This window comes from Diplocloster modestus (assembly GCF_019042245.1).
GTDB lineage: Bacteria > Bacillota > Clostridia > Lachnospirales > Lachnospiraceae > Diplocloster > Diplocloster modestus.
Map to the genome: position 1 here is coordinate 282,408 of NZ_JAHQCX010000001.1, position 18,189 is coordinate 300,596.

Annotated in this window: 14 protein-coding genes; 12 read left to right on the forward strand and 2 right to left on the reverse strand. The window is 48.7% G+C overall.

Translation table 11 applies throughout. The annotated features are described in order from the left end of the window. Window positions 1-11 precede the first annotated feature (11 nt). The 3 genes from KTH90_RS01355 (at window position 12) to KTH90_RS01365 (ending at window position 3,627) form a co-directional block, all read left to right on the forward strand. Window positions 12-833 (forward strand): undecaprenyl-diphosphate phosphatase, encoded by an 822-nt coding sequence (locus KTH90_RS01355; RefSeq protein WP_238726141.1) that lies wholly within the window; start codon window positions 12-14, stop codon window positions 831-833. Between the two features lie 86 nt (window positions 834-919). Continuing rightward, a complete protein-coding gene (locus KTH90_RS01360) occupies window positions 920-2,344 on the forward strand; it encodes an MBOAT family O-acyltransferase (protein WP_158351744.1) in 1,425 nt (474 codons plus the stop codon). Window positions 2,345-2,385: 41 nt separating this feature from the next. Beyond that, window positions 2,386-3,627, forward strand: coding sequence for a hypothetical protein (locus tag KTH90_RS01365; RefSeq protein WP_238726142.1), 1,242 nt, complete (start codon window positions 2,386-2,388; stop codon window positions 3,625-3,627). Here KTH90_RS01365 and KTH90_RS01370 read toward each other — a convergent pair. Both KTH90_RS01370 and KTH90_RS01375 read right to left on the reverse strand, forming a co-directional pair. Then, window positions 3,596-4,231, reverse strand: coding sequence for a lactate utilization protein (locus KTH90_RS01370; protein ID WP_158351748.1), 636 nt, complete (start codon window positions 4,229-4,231; stop codon window positions 3,596-3,598). The genes KTH90_RS01365 and KTH90_RS01370 overlap by 32 nt on opposite strands. A 535-nt stretch (window positions 4,232-4,766) precedes the next feature. Next, a complete protein-coding gene (locus tag KTH90_RS01375; RefSeq protein WP_158351750.1) occupies window positions 4,767-5,651 on the reverse strand; it encodes a DegV family protein in 885 nt (294 codons plus the stop codon). A gap of 331 nt (window positions 5,652-5,982) precedes the next feature. On the opposite strand from KTH90_RS01375, the gene pepF reads away from it, so the two are divergent. The 9 genes from pepF (at window position 5,983) to KTH90_RS01420 (ending at window position 18,186) form a co-directional block, all read left to right on the forward strand. Further along, window positions 5,983-7,785, forward strand: coding sequence for an oligoendopeptidase F (gene pepF / locus KTH90_RS01380; protein ID WP_238726143.1), 1,803 nt, complete (start codon window positions 5,983-5,985; stop codon window positions 7,783-7,785). A gap of 329 nt (window positions 7,786-8,114) precedes the next feature. After that, window positions 8,115-9,140: a zinc ribbon domain-containing protein gene (locus KTH90_RS01385; protein ID WP_238726144.1), complete on the forward strand. Its 1,026-nt coding sequence runs from the start codon at window positions 8,115-8,117 to the stop codon at window positions 9,138-9,140. Window positions 9,141-9,153: 13 nt separating this feature from the next. Next, complete coding sequence (locus KTH90_RS01390) at window positions 9,154-9,912, forward strand: TPM domain-containing protein (RefSeq protein ID WP_158351756.1); 759 nt, start codon at window positions 9,154-9,156, stop codon at window positions 9,910-9,912. 204 nt (window positions 9,913-10,116) lie between these two features. Then, on the forward strand, window positions 10,117-10,455 hold the full coding sequence (locus KTH90_RS01395) for a P-II family nitrogen regulator (protein WP_158351758.1): 339 nt from the start codon (window positions 10,117-10,119) through the stop codon (window positions 10,453-10,455). Window positions 10,456-10,647: 192 nt separating this feature from the next. Continuing rightward, a complete protein-coding gene (locus KTH90_RS01400; RefSeq protein WP_158351760.1) occupies window positions 10,648-11,892 on the forward strand; it encodes an ammonium transporter in 1,245 nt (414 codons plus the stop codon). A 195-nt stretch (window positions 11,893-12,087) separates the two neighbouring features. Beyond that, a complete protein-coding gene (locus KTH90_RS01405) occupies window positions 12,088-13,242 on the forward strand; it encodes an MGDG synthase family glycosyltransferase (protein WP_238726145.1) in 1,155 nt (384 codons plus the stop codon). A gap of 25 nt (window positions 13,243-13,267) precedes the next feature. Then, a complete protein-coding gene (locus KTH90_RS01410; protein ID WP_238726146.1) occupies window positions 13,268-13,972 on the forward strand; it encodes a glycerol-3-phosphate acyltransferase in 705 nt (234 codons plus the stop codon). Beyond that, window positions 13,969-14,673 (forward strand): ABC transporter ATP-binding protein, encoded by a 705-nt coding sequence (locus tag KTH90_RS01415; RefSeq protein WP_158351765.1) that lies wholly within the window; start codon window positions 13,969-13,971, stop codon window positions 14,671-14,673. Before KTH90_RS01410 ends, KTH90_RS01415 begins: the two co-directional genes overlap by 4 nt. A 123-nt stretch (window positions 14,674-14,796) precedes the next feature. Then, complete coding sequence (locus tag KTH90_RS01420; protein ID WP_238726147.1) at window positions 14,797-18,186, forward strand: ABC transporter permease; 3,390 nt, start codon at window positions 14,797-14,799, stop codon at window positions 18,184-18,186. Window positions 18,187-18,189 lie beyond the last annotated feature (3 nt).

Genomic DNA, 18,189 nt, shown 5'->3' on the forward strand with positions numbered 1-18,189 from the left:
AGGATCGCAGGATGTTAGACATTATAAAAGCAATCATATTGGGAATTATCGAAGGTATCACGGAATGGCTTCCGATCAGCAGCACCGGGCATTTGATTCTGGCGGATCAGTTTATCAGGATACAGATGTCGGATGCGTTTATGGAAATGTTCAATGTGGTGATCCAGCTCGGAGCGATACTTGCAGTCATTGTGCTCTATTTCAAAAAATTGTTTCCGGTCGGGAAGGTAAATGGCTGTTACCGTGTGAAAACGGATACGGTCTCTCTGTGGCTGAAGGTGATCGTGGCGGTCCTTCCGGCGGCCCTGATCGGTGTTCCCTTCGAGCAGCAGCTGGACGATCTGTTTTACAATTACCAGACGATTATCGTGACGCTGATCGTCTACGGCATCCTGTTTATCATTTTGGAAAATAGAAACCGTACCAAAATGTTTCCTATTAACAGTTTTTCCGATGTAAATTATCGAACGGCGCTTCTCATCGGTATGTTCCAGGTATTAGCCCTGATTCCCGGTACCTCCCGGTCAGGGGCTACGATACTTGGAGCCATGCTGCTTGGGTGTTCCCGGGCGGTATCGGCGGAGTTTTCTTTTTTCCTGGCGATTCCGGTTATGTTCGGGGCCAGCCTGCTGAAATTATTAAAATTCGGGTTTGATTTTACCGGTTTGGAGATGGCCGTGCTGGCAGCGGGCATGATAACCGCTTTTGCAGTATCCATTCTTGCCATCAAGTTTTTAATGGGATATATCCGCAAACACGACTTTAAAGCTTTTGGCTGGTATCGGATTGTGCTGGGGGTTATCCTGGGCGCATATTTTATCTTTCTGGCCTAGCGCCTAGAGCTGAACACACATTTTTCTCCCATACCGATGTGTGTGGTGAGGCATGTAAGTCGGAAAATACGTAACGGAGAACAACTATGGTTTTTGCATCTTATGAATTTGTTTTTGCATTTCTGCCGGCTGTGGCAGTCATTTATTTCCTATTAGGAAAAATAAGTACGATACGTATCCAACACCTGTTTTTGGTGTTGGCTTCGTTGTTTTTCTATGGTTATTTTAATGTAAGCTATCTGTGGATTATTACGGCTTCCATTGCTGCGAACTACGGGATAGCGGTATCGATGCAGAGGATGGAGCGGATCCGTCTGCCGCTGTTCGTACTGGGGATTCTGGTTAACGTTGGGCTGCTGGGCTATTTCAAATACTATGATTTCTTCGTGGAGAATATCAATGCTGTTTTCCATGCGGATTTTGCCTTGAAGCATATACTGCTCCCGCTGGGTATCAGCTTCTTTACGTTTCAGCAGCTTTCCTTTCTGGTCAGTGTCTACAAAAAAGAAGAACGGATCGGTCATTTTATCGATTACTGCCTGTTTGTCACCTTTTTCCCCCAGCTGGTTGCCGGCCCCATTGTATTGTATAAGGAAATGATGCCCCAGTTTCAGGAAGAAACGCGCAGGCATATGAATTATGAAAATATGGCTACCGGTTTCGGCATCTTTGCACTGGGGATGTTTAAAAAGGCGGTTCTGGCAGATACGCTGAACGTGTTTGTGGGGAATGGATTCGGTTCGCCGGCGGGATTGGGATTTCTTCCAGCGTGGCTGACAGCCCTGTCCTATACCTTGCAGATTTATTTTGATTTCTCCGGCTATTCGGATATGGCGATCGGGATAGGGCGCATGTTCAATATCCATCTGCCGGTCAATTTTAATTCCCCATACAAATCAGCCAGTGTGACAGAGTTCTGGAAGCGCTGGCATATCACGCTTGGACGGGCTTTATCCACGTATGTCTATATTCCGCTGGGTGGAAACCGGAAAGGCCTTCCCAGAACCTGTATCAATCTGATGCTGGTATTCTTGGTCAGCGGTCTCTGGCACGGCGCCGCCTGGACATTCGTGATCTGGGGGGCTCTGCATGGGCTGGTCAGTGTCTTTGAAAGGATCTTTCATAAGCAGCTGGACAAGCTGCCCCATATACTGCGGGTAGCGGGTACTTTTTTGTTTGTCAATACGGCATGGGTGCTGTTCCGGGCCGATTCCCTGGGCAGTGCCCTGGCTTTGCTGCGGGAGATGTTCCTGCCTGCCTCTTTCAATCTGGCCGGGGTATCTAAAATAGCGGCAGATGGAATAATCAATTTCCCTATGGCGGCTAATCTGCTGCTGGTAGCGGGGATGGTGCTGATCCTGCTGTTTATCGTATTTCGAAATAGGAATACCCTGGAGATGATGAAAAGATTTACCTATAATCGAAAGTATATGGCACTGATTGCTGCCGCTTTCTGCATTGCTGTGATCCATCTTTCCCGGGAGAGCGTGTTTATATACTTTAACTTCTAGCTGTGGGGATGGCATTTAAGCAGGGAGCAGAAACCTGGAATATGTATGACAGAAAGGGTTTGGATATTTTGAGAAAAACCAGCAATATAAAAGATGAACTGGAAAAGGACTTTGAATCAGCGTCGGATCCTTTGAAATCAGCCGGCAAAGCCTTCGACGGATCCGGCAGCGGCCGGCAGATGAGTCCCGCAGATCAGATAACGGCGGGAAAATGGTTCCGCAATTTGCTTGTTCTTATCGCGGGACTACTGGTCCTCATGATGCTTTTTGTATATTTCATTGATCCCTTTTTGTATTACCGTTCAGGAGATCACCGCTACTGGCTGAATTCCAGATATGTGACCAAAGGGGTCTTGGAACACGAAGACTATGACACGGTGATCATCGGCTCTTCCATGGTGCAGAATTTCCGCATGCAGTCTTTCCGGGACAAGCTGGGCTATGAACCCGTAAAAGCGACGATCGGAGCCATGAACCTGACGGAGATGGAAATGATGCATGAGATCGTGCGGGACCGCCCGGGTGTTGAGCGGATAATTTTGAATCTGGATCTGGCGGAATTCACCAATGACGATCAGTCCGTGATCTTTCCCGCTTACCAGTATGACGATAATCCGTGGAATGACTACAATTACCTGCTGGGATATGAGACCTGGATGCGGTTTCTGCCTCTGGATGTGGTGATTGATGGAATGTACCAGCTGGGAGTCAAGCTGCCGGAAAAGGTGGAGCGAAAGACCCGGATCGATGATCTGGCAGACTGGTCGGATGACGCGGTATTCGGCAGCGAAGTAACCTGGAATTACTATCAGAGCCTGCCGAAGGTTCCCTCCGGCAGCAGTCCGGAAGAGATCTATGAGGTCATGGTATCCAGATTTGAGGCTTTTATGGAGCAGATGCAGTTTCATCCGGAGAAGGAATATCAGATCATTTTCCCGCCGTATTCCGCGCTTTACTGGGTTCAGGCGGCTGAGGAGGGGACCTTTGACGCGGAACTGCGTTTTAAGCGTTATATTGTACAGTATTTTTCGGATTGGGATAATGTCAGAATGATCGATATGCAGGAGATTCCGGAGATTACAGACTTGGATCATTATATGGATCTGGTGCATTTTGATCCTGAGATACAGGAAATGATCGTGGATGCTATCCAAAGCCGGAGCTGTGATATCACAGAGGCAGATGTAAATGAGCGGATAACAGCCACGATCGATATGGCGAGAGCTTTTGTCAAAAAGGAGGATGCGAGATTTAGTAACCCAATTCCTCTCCTATCAGAATAACTTTAATCCGTCCCGGTATATGGGAACGTCTGGTTACCACTATAGAGCTGCAGATGCATTCCGGCGACAGACAGTCTTCGCATTTTCCGGTAACCGCGCAGGGGGTCTTGCGATTGAGACGGATATTATTGGGCGGGGCTGCGATATTGCGGACCCGGTCCATTCCTGCTTTTACGTCTGGCACCAGTTTGTTCATTCCTGCCATGACGATGACATTGGAAGGACCGAAAGACAGACAGGAAACCCGGTTCCCGGCACCGTCTATGTTCACCAGCTGTCCGTCCAATGTAATTGCGTTAGAACTCATAAAGAAGTAGTCGCAGACATATATTTTTGACATGATGTCCTTCTTTTCATCCGGTGTGGAGGCACTGTGACGGTCCAGGAGCGTATGTACGGAATTCTTCAGCGCTTCCATCATTCCGCATTCCTCCAGTGTCATGGATCCTCCCCAGGAGACAACAGAAGGGGTGTCCATGAACTCCATGGCTTTTGCGACCGCGTCTTCTGATGTGGGACAGTAGTACCCCTCCATCCCTCTTTTTTTAAAATTCTGTATTATGGTGGTGGCGGCTTTTTCGTAGTATTGCTTTTTAGGTGTCATGTGATCTTCTCCTTTACATAAAATTTGTTGTGCTGGTTTCTATAACACTGACTCAAAGCCCCCCCGAGACTGTCCGAAAACCAGGGTGCAGCCCGCCAGGTGTCCGCTCTGTACGGACGTATCCTTTGGGGCGCGCCAGGGAGAGCGGTGTCTATGGGCCTCTTCCTCACATAAGGCGCCCGTGTGAAATCTTAATGAAATCGGGCCGTCCGGTTGTGGGCGAAAGACTGCGTTCCGTGCAGTCTTTCGGTGGCTGTTGAGCCGCGAATGCATCCGGCATTCGGGGTGAATCAGCCACGTACCCGCAACCGGACGGCCTGATTTCATTTAGATTTAACCGGGTAACAGCCTTAAGTGAGGAAGAGGCCCATAGACACCGCTCTCCCTGGCGGCGCCCCAAAGGATACGTCCGTACAGAGCGGACACCTGGCGGGCTGCACCCTGGTTTTCGGACAGTCTCCCCCGTATAAGGGAGCGTGTCAGCAGCGATTTGATTAAGCTCTGAAAACAGAATTCTATAAAGGAAAGTAATGATTCAGACGTTGAATTTTTTGATAAAGCATGCGCCAATGGCATCAGGGCCTGTATTGGTACCAATGGTTACCCCGATCTGGAATAAGGGATAATCAATCTTACGACCGATCAGCTCTTCCAGCTGTACCCGAAATGCTTCGGCTTCCTCCACACAAGTACCTGTCGTAACACAGAAATCATAATCCTTGTAATTCTCACCTGTCTCAGAGAAATATTCAGAGACCATGGATAAGGCTTTATCTAACGATTTGTTTCTGCCCCGGATCGTTCCGTAGGGCATCAGTTCCCCGTCCTTTAACTGGATCAGCGGTTTCAGATTCAGCATGGTTCCGGCTATGGAGGATACCTTTCCGATCCGGCCCCCCTTCTGCAGATATTCCAGGGTGCCTACCGTAAACATAATACGGGAGGAGAGTCTTATCTGCTCCAGCCTTTTGACAGTCTCATCAAGGGAATATCCGGCGTCTCTCATATAAGCTGCCTGCAGTACGGTTAATCCCTCGCAGGCGGTCGCCTGCATCGAATCCACTACAGCGATATTGGCATTTGGATAATCCTCTTCCAGAATCATACGGGCCGTCACTGCCGATTGAAAAGAACCGCTGAATTTGGATGTCAGACAGACACATAGGATATCCCTGCCTTCCTTCAATGTTTCCTTAAATTTTACCAGGTAATCCTGCACAGAAGGCAGAGAGGTTTTGGGAAAAACCTTTTCGGAAGTCAGGCGTGTGTAAAAATCTGATATGGACAATTCTTCGATCTCTTTTTCATAGTGCTCCTGATCAAAAGAAACATAGAATGGAATTCTCTTGATTTTATATTGATTCAACAGGTCTGTCGGTGTGTCACAGGACGAATCGCAGAATATTTCAAAATTATGCATAAAGTCTCCTTTTCCGTGCTCGTTTTATGTCATGAATTACAGCATCCCTTAATGCATGCCCTTCGGGCGGGGGCGCGGCGCAGCCGCTCCATAAGGTATAGATTTTATTATATCATACTTTTGGATTTCTGCTATAACAATTTTTTCTATCAGAAATACTTGGGATGTATCGATAATTTATATGAAATTTTGTAAAAGATATCAATTCATCACAAGTTTTTTGCTCAGATATGATATATTTTCCATAATCTGGTATAATACAGAGTAATAGAAAATTCAGTGCAGGATCCGGCGCTGTGAATTTGATTATATAATTTGGAGGAGACAGAATATGAAATCGGTACCGAGAAGAGAAGATATGGATAAAACCTATTGCTGGGCAATGGAGGACCTATACAGGACAGAAAAGGACTGGGAGGCGGACTTGCGGAAGCTGTCGCAAATGGAAACACAGATTACAGCCTACCGCAGACGCCTGGCAGAGAGCGGAGCGGTTCTTCTGGAAGCCTTGAGAAAGCAGGATGAGATGTCGAAGCTGCTGGAAAAGGTATATGTATATGCAAGTCAGAAATCCCATGAGGATATGGGGAACGCCCATTTTCAGGAACTGTCCAGCAAAGCATCCGTGCTGATGATGAAACTGGAGGCTGCAGGTTCGTATTTTGTGCCGGAGCTGCTGGCCATGCCGGAAGAGAAGCTTGAAGAATATCTGCGGGAAACACCCGGGCTGCAGGAATACCGGCATTATTTAGAAAATATAATGAGGCAGAAAAAACATGTGCTCTCAGAAGAAATGGAAGAATTGCTGGCTCAGGCCCAGGAGGTGGCACAGGGGCCATCCGATATATTTACCATGTTCAATAACGCGGATCTGAAATTCGGAATGATAAAAAATGAGAACGGTGAGGAGACGGAGCTGACCCACGGCCGGTTTATTACCTTTATGGAGAGCCAGGACCGCCGGGTGCGAAAAGAGGCATTTAAACAGATGTACCAGGCCTATGACGGTTTCCGCAACACGCTGGCCGCTGCCTATCGGGCCAATGTAAAACAGGAAATATTTTTTGCAAACGCAAGGCATTACGGTTCCTCCCTTGAAATGGCCCTGGACGGCAGCAACATACCAGCGGCCGTCTATGACAGCCTGATCGGGACGGTTCACGAAAACCTGCCTCTGCTGCACCGGTATGTACGGCTGCGGAAGCGGCTGCTGGGCGTGGAGGAACTTCATATGTATGATCTCTATGTACCAATGATTCCGGAGGTGGATATGAAGATCCCGTATGAAGAGGCGAAAGAGATTGTTAAATCAGGTCTGAAACCCCTTGGCAGTGATTACCTTGGTGTGCTGGAAGAGGGATACAAAGGCGGATGGATCGATGTCTATGAGAATCAGGGAAAGAGAAGCGGAGCCTACTCCTGGGGGGCCTACGGTACCCATCCCTATGTACTGCTGAACTATCAGGATAATCTGAATAACGTTTTTACGCTGGCTCATGAAATGGGCCATGCGCTGCATTCCTGGTACTCGGATGAGGCGCAGCCCTATATCTATGCCGGCTACAAGATTTTTGTGGCGGAGGTGGCCTCCACCTGCAATGAATCGCTGCTGATTCACCATCTTCTGGAGACGACCAGCGATCCGAAGAAGAGGGCCTACCTGGTGAATTATTTCCTGGAACAGTTCCGGGGAACCCTGTATCGGCAGACCATGTTCGCGGAATTTGAAAAAATAACGCATCTGAAAGAGGCGGAAGGAGAAGTCCTTACTCCGGAGACGCTGTGCGCGATCTATTATGAGCTCAATAAAAAATATTTTGGAGATGATATTGTTGTGGATGAGGCGATCGCCATGGAGTGGGCCAGGATTCCCCATTTCTATACATCCTTCTATGTCTATCAGTATGCCACCGGATTCTCCGCCGCCATTGCGATCAGCCGGAAAATCCTGGCGGGGGATCAGGAGGTATTAAAAGGATACCGCCAGTTCTTGAGTAGCGGAAGCTCACTGTATCCGATCGAACTGCTGAAACTGGCTGGGGTGGATATGACGACGAAGGAGCCGGTAGAGGAAGCGTTAAAGCTGTTCGGTAACCTGCTCTATGAGATGGAACAGATTATGGCTCAGCGCTGACGCAGGAATTGATGCAGAAAAATATAGAAAAATCCCTTATAAAAGGGAGGATGCCAAGCAACCGGGTTGCTTGGCATTTATTATGAAAAAGTTTATTCAAATTGTAACTTGTCGTCTTATTCATGTGGCAGAACTTTTTTTCTTTTGATAGTATTATTATATGGAATAGAAATGAAGAATTCATGTTACTTAAATGAAACTTTTTTGAATGATATTTGAATAAACTATGAACTTTGGACCAAAACAAAAAGAAACATATTACGATGACAACGATAGACAGAAGCCCACCTTTTCTGATAAAATAGAAAAAAACCTCCGGGAGGATGACGATGGTTATTACATATAAGTGTCCAAATTGCGGCGCCGATCTGGTATTTGACAGCGAAAAGCAGAAACTGGTCTGCGGCCATTGCGGGACAGAAAAATCAGTGGAAGAAATGGAACGGATAACCGCTTCCAAAACGAAAGATGACACAGGGCAAAGAGCAGAATTTAAGATGTTCCACTGCCCGACCTGCGGCGCAGAGATTCTGACGGATGAGCACACCAGTGCCACATTCTGCAGTTACTGCGGAAGTACGGCGCTTATTGAGAGCCGGCTCACGGATGAGTTGGCACCGGCCTATGTAATTCCGTTTAAGATTAACAGGGAGCAGGCCAAAGAAGCTTATCTGCGCTGGACTAAGAAGGGGAAGCTCACGCCCCGGGAGTTTTCCAGCCAGAGCACCATCGAAAAAATCAGTGGCATCTATGTGCCGTACTGGATATACGATTATAACACTCATGTAAAATTAAGGGCGGATTGTACCAGAATCCGTACGGAGCGCCGGGGAGATACGGAATACACCCATACGGATCATTTTGATGTATACCGGGAAGTGGCCGCTGCTTTTGAAAAAGTGCCTGCTGACGCATCCGAAAAAATGGCCGATGATGTGATGGACCGGTTGGAGCCTTTTGATTACAGTGCCATGAAGCAGTTCGAAATGCCTTATCTCTCCGGCTATCTGGCCGAAAAATATAATTTTACCGATGAAGAGTTAAAAAACAGGATCGAAAAACGGATCCGTCAATACGCGGCTTCCTCTACCCGGGAGACCATAGGCGGTTACGCCTCTGTGAATGTTCTTCAGGAAAATGTAAATATGGCGGAGAAGAAAGCGGACTATGTACTGCTCCCGGTCTGGATGCTGAACTACCGCTATCAGAACAAAAACTACCAGTTTGCCATGAACGGGCAGACCGGAAAGATCGTCGGAAAACTTCCCGCAAGCAGGGGCCGGGCAGCTGCCTGGTTCGCCGGGGTGTCGGCTGTTGTATTTCTGATTTTATCCGTCATCGGAATCTTACTTTAAGGAGGGCAAAAGATTGAAGAAAAAGCTTTCATTTATCTGTTTCATCATCGCTATATTCTTATTCGCCACCGGATTCCGCAGTGACGAGCAGAAAGTTTACGACAATGCAGGACTCCTGACAGAACAGGAAGCGGCAAGACTGCAGGGACAGTGTATCGAGACTGCCCAAATCAACGGGATCGACATCATCATCGTTACAGAGAATGGCCTCCAGGGAAAATCCCCCATGGACTATGCGGACGATTTTTACGATGAACACGCATTTGGCTACGAACAGGAACATGGAACCGGAATCCTGCTTCTGGTAGATATGCAGAACAGAGATTGGTGGATCTCCACATCCGGAGAAGCCATGCACTATTTCCCGGTAAAACGGACAGACAAGATGGGAGAAAACATTGCTGCCCATCTGTCCAAAGCCGAATACGTGGAAGCTTTTGAGACCTTTATCGCAGAGACCGGAAAATACATGGGGAAAGATCCCAAACAGGACGGTCTGGCCGTAAAACTCCTCATTTTCCTGGGAATCGCGCTGATATCCGGTGCCATAGTCACCGGTATCCTGTACCACCGTCAGAAGACCCCGATGACGGTCAACAGCAGGACTTACATGAAGGGGCATCAGCCCAGTGTACTTCAGCAGTATGACCACTACACACACACCACTACCGTGACCAGACATATAGAACGTGACTCGGGAGGTTCCGGCGGAAGCGGTGCCCATATCAGCAGCGGCGGACACAGCCACGGAGGCAGCGGGGGAAAATTCTAGTTACTATCCATGTTCTAGTGAATGACAAGAAAAAATAGTTGACAACTGGAAAAATTTGTGTATAATAAAATTCATTAAAAGACGAAGGCGTTTTCTTAAGAAATTAAGAGACGTCTTTTTTGTTTCTGGATTATATAATTCTTGTCTTTTAGACATAGGAAAGCCGGTACCCTTTCTGCCAATCAGCCATGAGGAGGTAGTGTTATGAGAAAACTGGAAATCATAGTAAAACCAGAAAAACTGGAAGCAGTGAAAGAAATCCTGGAAGAGTGTGAAGCCAATGGCGTTATGATCAGCAATATTATGGGTTATGGAAATCAAAAAGGATACACGAAGATGTATCGCGGCACAAAATACAATGTAAACCTTCTGCCGAAAGTGAAAGTGGAGACGGTGATACCAAAGGAAATGGCTGAGACGGTCATTGATAAAATCGTCTCGGCAATCAATACCGGCAGCTACGGTGACGGGAAAATATTTGTCTATGATGTGGAAGACGCGGTCCGGATTCGTACCGGGGAGCATGGACAGGAAGCACTATAAGAATTTGTAAGAATCAATGGAACGATAGTTTACCATATACGGGATAATAACATTATCAAGGGAGATAATTGCAAACGGCAGTTATCTCTTTTTCAATTACTGGATGAAGTACACCGTTGAAAAAAGTATCTTTTGAAATTCACCCTGAAATCAACGGAAAAAATATCCTAATTTCTATGAGGAGGAATGATTATGAATTTATCGGACTTAGTTACTTCCACAGGAGATCAGCTGGGATCGGTTGAACTTCTGATGAATATTATGTGGACAATGCTCGGCGCATTTCTTGTATACTTTATGCAGGCAGGCTTTGCGATGGTGGAGACAGGGTTTACCAGAGCGAAAAATGCCGGAAATATTATTATGAAAAATATGATGGATTTTGTGATCGGAAGCCTGTTCTTCTTTATCATTGGCTTCGCGCTGATGTTCGGATCAGATATGGGCGGTGTGATCGGAACCAGTGGTTTTTTCAATCCTACCGTGCTGCAGGATGTGACCTCGCTGCCAATCGGAACCTTTCTCTTCTTCCATACGGTCTTTTGTGCTACCGCGGCCACGATCGTATCCGGGGCAATGGCAGAGCGGACCAAATTCGTATCTTATCTGATCTACAGCGCATGCATCAGTATTTTTATCTATCCGGTTACCGGGCATTGGATCTGGGGCGGCGGCTGGCTTTCTCAGATGGGCTTTCATGATTTCGCCGGTTCCACAGCGGTACATATGGTAGGCGGTGTATGTGCCCTCGTCGGAGCATGGCTGTTAGGACCGAGAACTGGTAAATACACTAAGGAGGGAAAAACCAATGCGGTTCCGGGCCATAATATCCCGATCGGCGCTCTGGGCGTATTTATCCTCTGGTTCTGCTGGTTTGGGTTCAATTGTGGTTCGACCACAGCGGCGTCCACTTCCATTGGTGACATCGCCATGACTACGAACCTGGCGGCAGCGGCGTCCACTCTGGCGACACTTATTTTTACCTGGATCAAATACGGGAAACCGGACGTTTCCATGACTCTGAATGGATCACTGGCCGGCCTGGTAGCGATCACTGCCGGCTGCGATGTAGTATCCAATTGGGAAGCGATCCTGATCGGCCTGATCGCCGGAGTATTCGTGGTATTGGTGATCGAATTCGTCGATAGGGTGCTCAAGGTCGATGATCCCGTCGGGGCGATCGGTGTTCACGGAGCCTGCGGTATTCTAGGTACACTCCTGACGGGAGTATTCGGAACCGGGTGCAGCCTGCTGACACAGCTAATTGGTGTAGGTTCCGTACTGATATATGTATTAATTCTTGCTTTTATTATCTTCTTCGTGTTGAAAAAAACCGTCGGCCTTCGGGTCAATGAGACGGAAGAGTACGAAGGACTGGATCTCCATGAGCACGGGATGTCCGCGTATGCCAACTTCCGGTTTCATGAAGACCGTTAACTCAGAGTTTCTCTTATTTCCCTCTGTTGTACATATAGGATTCAGCGACACCCCGGAATTCCACTCCGGGGTGTCGGACGTTTTTATATAATAGGTGGGCGGTCCTATTGAATAAGGATTTCAATTTTAGTTGCCGGAAATCCGGTTTAGAGGTACAATCGTCATAGAAAAGATCATGTTTCTATGGAGGTAACTATGAGGGTCTTGGTCATATCATGTAATACGGGAGAAGGTCATAACGCAGCGGGACGCGCGATCTATGAAAATCTGACAGATCGGGGAATAGATGCTGAGTTTGTAAATATGATGTCGCTTATGGGAGAAAAAGTGGACCGGGCTGTGTCCGGGACCTATGTGAAATCCACGCGGATTCCTTTTGTTTTCCATACAATCTACCGGATCGGGGGAGCGCTCAGCCGTCTTTTATTTAAAATGCATGTAAAGTCCCCCGTTTATCTGGCGAACCGGAAATGCTGCGGGAAACTGGGCGGTTATATAGAAGAAAAGGAGTTTGACGTGGTGGTGACACCGCATCTGTTCTGCGCGGAAACGCTGACGGCTCTGAAGCGGGCTGGAAGACTGAAAGCCAAGACGATGGCAGTCTGCACGGATTATACCAGTATCCCGTTTTGGGAGGAGACGGAACTGGACTATTATGTCATCCCCCATGAAGATCTGATCGAAGAGTTTGTTAACAAAGGAATTCCCCGGGAGAAGCTGCTGCCCTATGGAATACCGGTTATGAAAGCATTCCGGACCAGGATCGGCCGGGAGAAAGCCCGTATGATTATCAACAGCCGGGAGAATATTCATCTGGATACCCGCAAACGGACCTACCTGGTAATGTCGGGCAGTATGGGCTTTGGAAAAGTGGAGCTGCTGACCGTGAACCTGATCCGCTATTATGGGGATCGGGTAAATGTAGTGATTATCTGCGGAAATAATGAAAAACTCAGAAGACGGCTGAATTTTCTGTTCTCAGGGCACAAGAATGTGATTATCTGCGGGTTTACAAAACATGTGTCGCTGTACATGGATGCCTGCGATGTGATTTTTACAAAGCCCGGCGGTCTGTCAGGGACCGAAGCGGCAGTAAAGAATATCCCGATCGTGCATACGAACCCCATTCCGGGCTGCGAGACCAGAAACGCGGAATTTTTCTCCCGGCGGGGAATGTCCTGTTCCTGTACGAAGATCAAAGATCAGCTTCAGGCGGCCAGGCAGCTGTGCAAGGATGAAATCATGCGCAATCAGATGCTGGAGGCCCAGCGCGCTTACATTTACCCTGAGACCTGCGACCGGATTGTAGATAAGATAATGGAGACCGGCGGTAATGCCATATGTTCATAAAAATACGCGCAAGGAGGAGGAAAATATGAGATATTTCATCTGGACTTTAGCGGGCTACCTGTGCGGCAGCCTGATGTTCAGCAGTCTGGTTCCCAAATATTTGTGTCATATCGATATCGGTACAGTCAGTGATGATAAAAATCCGGGAGCCGGGAATGTATTCAAATATGTTGGAATCGGTTGGGGCGTATTATGTTTGGCTTTGGATCTTGGAAAGGGTTTTCTGCCGGTCTGGATGGCGGCCAGAATGATCGGAGTCGAAAGTATTCTGTTTGCGCTGGTGATCGCCGCTCCGGTGGCAGGTCACGCATTCCCGGTATTTTGCAAAGGGAAAGGTGGGAAAGGAATCGCGGTGACCTTCGGTGTTTTGCTGGGAATCGGCTCGCACAGTGACGCTGTATGGATGTTAGCACTCCTGCTGATCCTGTTTACGGGGATCCTGGTCATTCGGCCTCACCATGTCCGGGTGATCCTGTCGTTTCTCCTGTTTGCTGTCTGGTGCGGATTCCGGATTCGGATTCCTTCTATATTATATGGATGCTGCCTGATCGCCCTGCTTGTGATTGTGAAGCATCTGTTGGCCCCAAATCAGGGGAAATGGGAAGTACAATTATTTCCAGGGGGACTCCTGAGGAGAATGAAGGAGCATTCAGTTTCTACTTACCCGGATTTGCGGCAAAGCAAATGGAGGGTGGAGAATGATAAGGGAGAAAGGAAGCGGTCTGAATGAGTGGATATGTCAGCCTCAAAGGGGTGCGAAAAAGCTATCGTATGGGTGAGGTAATCATACATGCGGTGGATGGGATAGAATTTGAGATCGAGGAGGGTGAATTTGTGGTGATCGTAGGGCCCAGCGGCGCTGGAAAGACAACGGTGTTAAATATACTGGGCGGTATGGACACCTGCGATGAGGGAGAAGTTCTGGTGGATGGACAGGATGTCAGTAAATACCGGAAACGGGAACTGACGGCGTATCGCAGAGAAGCCATTGGTTTCGTATTTCAGTTCTATAACCTGGTCCAGAACTTGACGGCACTGGAGAATGTGGAACTGGCGCTTCAGATCTGTAAAAATCCGTTGGACGCCAAACAGGTATTGACCGAAGTGGGGTTGGGAGAGCGTCTGGCGAATTTTCCGGCCCAGTTATCCGGAGGCGAGCAGCAGCGGGTGGCCATCGCACGGGCTCTGGCGAAAAATCCGAAGCTGCTGTTATGCGATGAGCCCACCGGCGCGCTGGATTACCAGACCGGTAAGGCGATCCTGAAGCTTCTGCAGGATACCTGCAGGGAGCGGGGAATGACGGTCATCGTGATTACCCATAACTCAGCGATCGCGCCGATGGCAGACCGTATGATCAAGATCAAGAATGGAAAGGTCAGCCGGATCACGGTCAATCCGGAACCGGTATCGGTAGAAACCATTGAATGGTAACGTATACAGAGCTGCAGCGCAGCAATTCTGTAACTAGTTAATAGGAACCAGAATTTTAGACGAAAAGCAAGGAGGCTATTCGACGGACAGATGAAGAAACGTGCGTTACATAAAGATTTTTTCATGGAAATTAAAAAGAGTTTTCACCGGTATGCCTCCATTTTATTAATCGTTGCGCTGGGAGTGGCATTCTTCTCCGGAGTCCGGGCGTCAAAGCCGGATATGGTCCTTTCGGCGGACATCTTTTACGATGAAAGTAATCTGATGGATATCCGGGTCGTCAGCACGCTGGGACTGACGGATGAGGATGTGGAGGCGATCCGTCAGGTTGAAGGAGCCGGGGATGTTATGCCGGTATATTCTTCAGATGTCCTGTGTGAGTCAAAAGATAATCTGCTGGTGATTAAGCTGATGTCCCTGCCAGACCCGGTGAATCAGCTGAAGATCGAAGCGGGAAGGCTGCCGCAAGAGTCCGGTGAGTGTCTGGTGGATGAGAAACTGATCGATTCTTACGGTTATCAGATCGGTGATCAGATCACAGTACAGTCCGGAAACGACACGGAACTGTCCGATATCGTCAACACCTCGGAATATACGATCGTGGGATATGGCAGCAGTCCGCTGTACCTGTCGCTGGAACGGGGAAGCAGCAGTATCGGAAGCGGGGATATGAACGGTTTTGTCGTGATTCCGAAGGAGAACTTCACGCTGGAGGCTTACACAGAGATCTGTCTGACGGCTGCGGGGGCGAAAGAGCTGACCTGTTACACGGATGAGTATGATGATTTTGTCGATAAGCTGGTGTCCAGGATCGAGGATATCTCCGAGACCAGATGTGAGGCACGCTATGAAGAGGTAAAAAAAGAGGGCGATGACAAAATCAGGGACGCGGAAGAGGAAGTAGCCGATGGAGAACAGAAGCTCGCGGACGCGAAACAGAAGATAGAAGACGGACAGCAGGAAATCAATGATGCCAAGCAGACACTGGCAGAAAAAGAGCAGGAATTAAAAGATGCCAAAAAGGAGCTGGCAGATAAAGAACAGGAGCTTGAGGACGGCAAAGAGCAGTTAGCCGACGGTTTCCGTGAGCTGGAAGAGAATCAGGACAAAGTAGCCGAGGGCAGGGAAAAGTGGCAGGAGGGTATCGGGCAGGCTTCCGATGGGGAGCGCGAGCTGGAAGAGGCGAAGCGAAAATTAACGGAAACCGAAGCCCAGTTAAAAGATGCCAGGGAGCAGCTGAATACACAGGAACAAAGCTTAAACGCCGCTCAGGAACAGTTAAAGCAGATGAAGGAGGCATACGCCCCGTTAAAAGCAGCGGCGGACGCCGGTTACCCGTTAAGCCCGCAGCAGCAGGCCCAGCTCGCCCAGCTGGAGGCCGGAATCGCTGCCATGGAACCGGAGCTGCAAAGGGGAGCGCAGGAGCTGGAAACCGGAAAACAGCAGTTGGAAGCCGGAGAACAGCAGCTGGAAGCCGGCAGAGGCCAGCTGGCCCAACAGGAAGCGCTGCTTGAGGCGTCGAAACAGCAGCTTTCCGACAGCGGCTGGGAGTTAGAAGATGCAGAGAGGCAGATCGGGGAAGCCAAAGCCCTGCTGTATGAGAAACAGGAAGAGATCCACGACGGTGACGTCAAGATCGCGGATGCAAAAGCAGAACTGCGGGATGGAGAACATAAGCTTGAAGATGCCCGGAAGGAACTAACGGACGCGGAACAAAAACTGACGGATGGGCAGCAGGAGTACGAGGAGGCCAGAGCCGAAAATGAGCCGAAGATCGCGGATGCCAAACAGGACATCGAGGATGCGAAAGAGCAGTTAAATGATCTGGAGGTTCCGGAATGGTTCGTGCTGGACCGCCAGTATCTGCAGACGTATGTAGAATACGGGCAGAATTCAGACCGTATCGGAGCCATAGGCGATGTCTTCCCGGCGATCTTTTTCCTGGTAGCCGCCCTGGTAGCCCTGACCACCATGACCAGGATGGTGGAGGAGGAGCGGACCCAGATCGGTACACTCAAGGCCCTTGGTTATGGAAAAGCCGGTATAGCGGGAAAATATATCTGGTACGCGTTATCAGCCAGTCTGTTCGGCAGCCTGCTGGGCTTAGTGGTGGGGCAGAAGCTGCTGCCCTATGTGATCATCAACGCGTATAAGATCCTATATAATAATCTGCCGGCTATCGTCACCCCTCTGAATTTTAACTATTCCGTTACGTCCACGGCGCTGGCCGTATTCTGTACGACGATCGCGGTGATTGCTGCCTGTTATAAAGAATTGCTAGCGGTACCGGCCCAGTTGATGCGCCCCGCCGCACCGAAAGCGGGCAAGCGGGTCATGCTGGAACGGGTGACCTTCCTGTGGAAGCATCTGAACTTTACCGGAAAGGCCACCATACGGAATCTAATCCGGTATAAAAAGCGGTTTCTCATGACCGTACTGGGCATCGGAGGCTGCACGGCGCTGCTGCTGGTGGGATTCGGCCTGCAGGATTCCATCATGTCCATCGGTGATCTGCAGTTTGAGAACGTCCGGGTATACAACGCGTCCATTGGGATCGATGAGGACGCGGATGCGCCGGCCCAGGAAGCGCTGGCTGATAAGATAAAGTCCGATGACCGGATCAAAAGCTATCTCCCCGCCAGGGAGGTGGCGATGGACATCGGATTCGGCGGAGCAGAGCGAAGCGGATATCTGGTGGTTCCGGAATATCCGGACCAGTTACAGGACTATATCCGTTTGAAGGACCGGATCACCGATACGCCATATGTGCTGACAGATGACACGGTGATTATAACAGAAAAAGTGGCGGCGCTGCTTGGCATATCCAAGGGGGATACGATCTATCTGAAAGACAAAGAGACCAGCCGGGTTGAAGTTGCCGTGGGAGAGATTGCGGAGAACTACTTCATGCATTATGTCTACATGACACCGGCCCTCTATGAAAAGCTATACCAGGAAAAACCAGTCTACAATGAATACCTGACCATCGACCAGGAAAAAGGGGAAGCTTTCCAAAAAGAGATGCAGGAAGAATATATCAATATGGAGGCGTGCAGCGGAGTAAGCTTCGTAAGCGATACGGAAAACCGAATCCGGGATATGTTAAAAAGTATGGACACCATCATCTATGTGCTGGTTATTTCTGCGGGTATGCTGGCCTTTATCGTGCTGTATAACCTGAATAATATCAATATCACAGAGCGGAAGCGGGAGCTGGCCACACTGAAGGTACTGGGATTCTTTGACGGGGAAGTATCGGCTTATATGCTGCGTGAAAATATACTGCTGACCATGATCGGGGCGCTGATCGGCCTGTTCATGGGAGTTGCGCTGCACCGGTTTGTCATCATAACAGCGGAAATTGATATGCTGATGTTCGGCAGGCTGATCAAGCCCAGAAGCTTCGTGTACAGTGTATTATTTACATTTGCTTTTTCACTGTTTGTTAATTTTACCATGCATTTTAAACTGAAAAAGATCGACATGGTGGAATCTATGAAGAGCGTGGAATAGAGG

Excerpts from the sequence above, each read along its gene's own strand:
- KTH90_RS01355 (WP_238726141.1), top strand. The coding sequence starts at position 12 with ATGTTAGACATTATAAAAGCAATCATATTGGGAATTATCGAAGGTATC.
- KTH90_RS01360 (WP_158351744.1), top strand. The coding sequence starts at position 920 with ATGGTTTTTGCATCTTATGAATTTGTTTTTGCATTTCTGCCGGCTGTG.
- KTH90_RS01365 (WP_238726142.1), top strand. The coding sequence starts at position 2,386 with ATGTATGACAGAAAGGGTTTGGATATTTTGAGAAAAACCAGCAATATA.
- KTH90_RS01370 (WP_158351748.1), bottom strand. The coding sequence starts at position 4,231 with ATGACACCTAAAAAGCAATACTACGAAAAAGCCGCCACCACCATAATA.
- KTH90_RS01375 (WP_158351750.1), bottom strand. The coding sequence starts at position 5,651 with ATGCATAATTTTGAAATATTCTGCGATTCGTCCTGTGACACACCGACA.
- pepF (WP_238726143.1), top strand. The coding sequence starts at position 5,983 with ATGAAATCGGTACCGAGAAGAGAAGATATGGATAAAACCTATTGCTGG.
- KTH90_RS01385 (WP_238726144.1), top strand. The coding sequence starts at position 8,115 with ATGGTTATTACATATAAGTGTCCAAATTGCGGCGCCGATCTGGTATTT.
- KTH90_RS01395 (WP_158351758.1), top strand. The coding sequence starts at position 10,117 with ATGAGAAAACTGGAAATCATAGTAAAACCAGAAAAACTGGAAGCAGTG.
- KTH90_RS01400 (WP_158351760.1), top strand. The coding sequence starts at position 10,648 with ATGAATTTATCGGACTTAGTTACTTCCACAGGAGATCAGCTGGGATCG.
- KTH90_RS01405 (WP_238726145.1), top strand. The coding sequence starts at position 12,088 with ATGAGGGTCTTGGTCATATCATGTAATACGGGAGAAGGTCATAACGCA.
- KTH90_RS01410 (WP_238726146.1), top strand. The coding sequence starts at position 13,268 with ATGAGATATTTCATCTGGACTTTAGCGGGCTACCTGTGCGGCAGCCTG.
- KTH90_RS01415 (WP_158351765.1), top strand. The coding sequence starts at position 13,969 with ATGAGTGGATATGTCAGCCTCAAAGGGGTGCGAAAAAGCTATCGTATG.
- KTH90_RS01420 (WP_238726147.1), top strand. The coding sequence starts at position 14,797 with ATGGAAATTAAAAAGAGTTTTCACCGGTATGCCTCCATTTTATTAATC.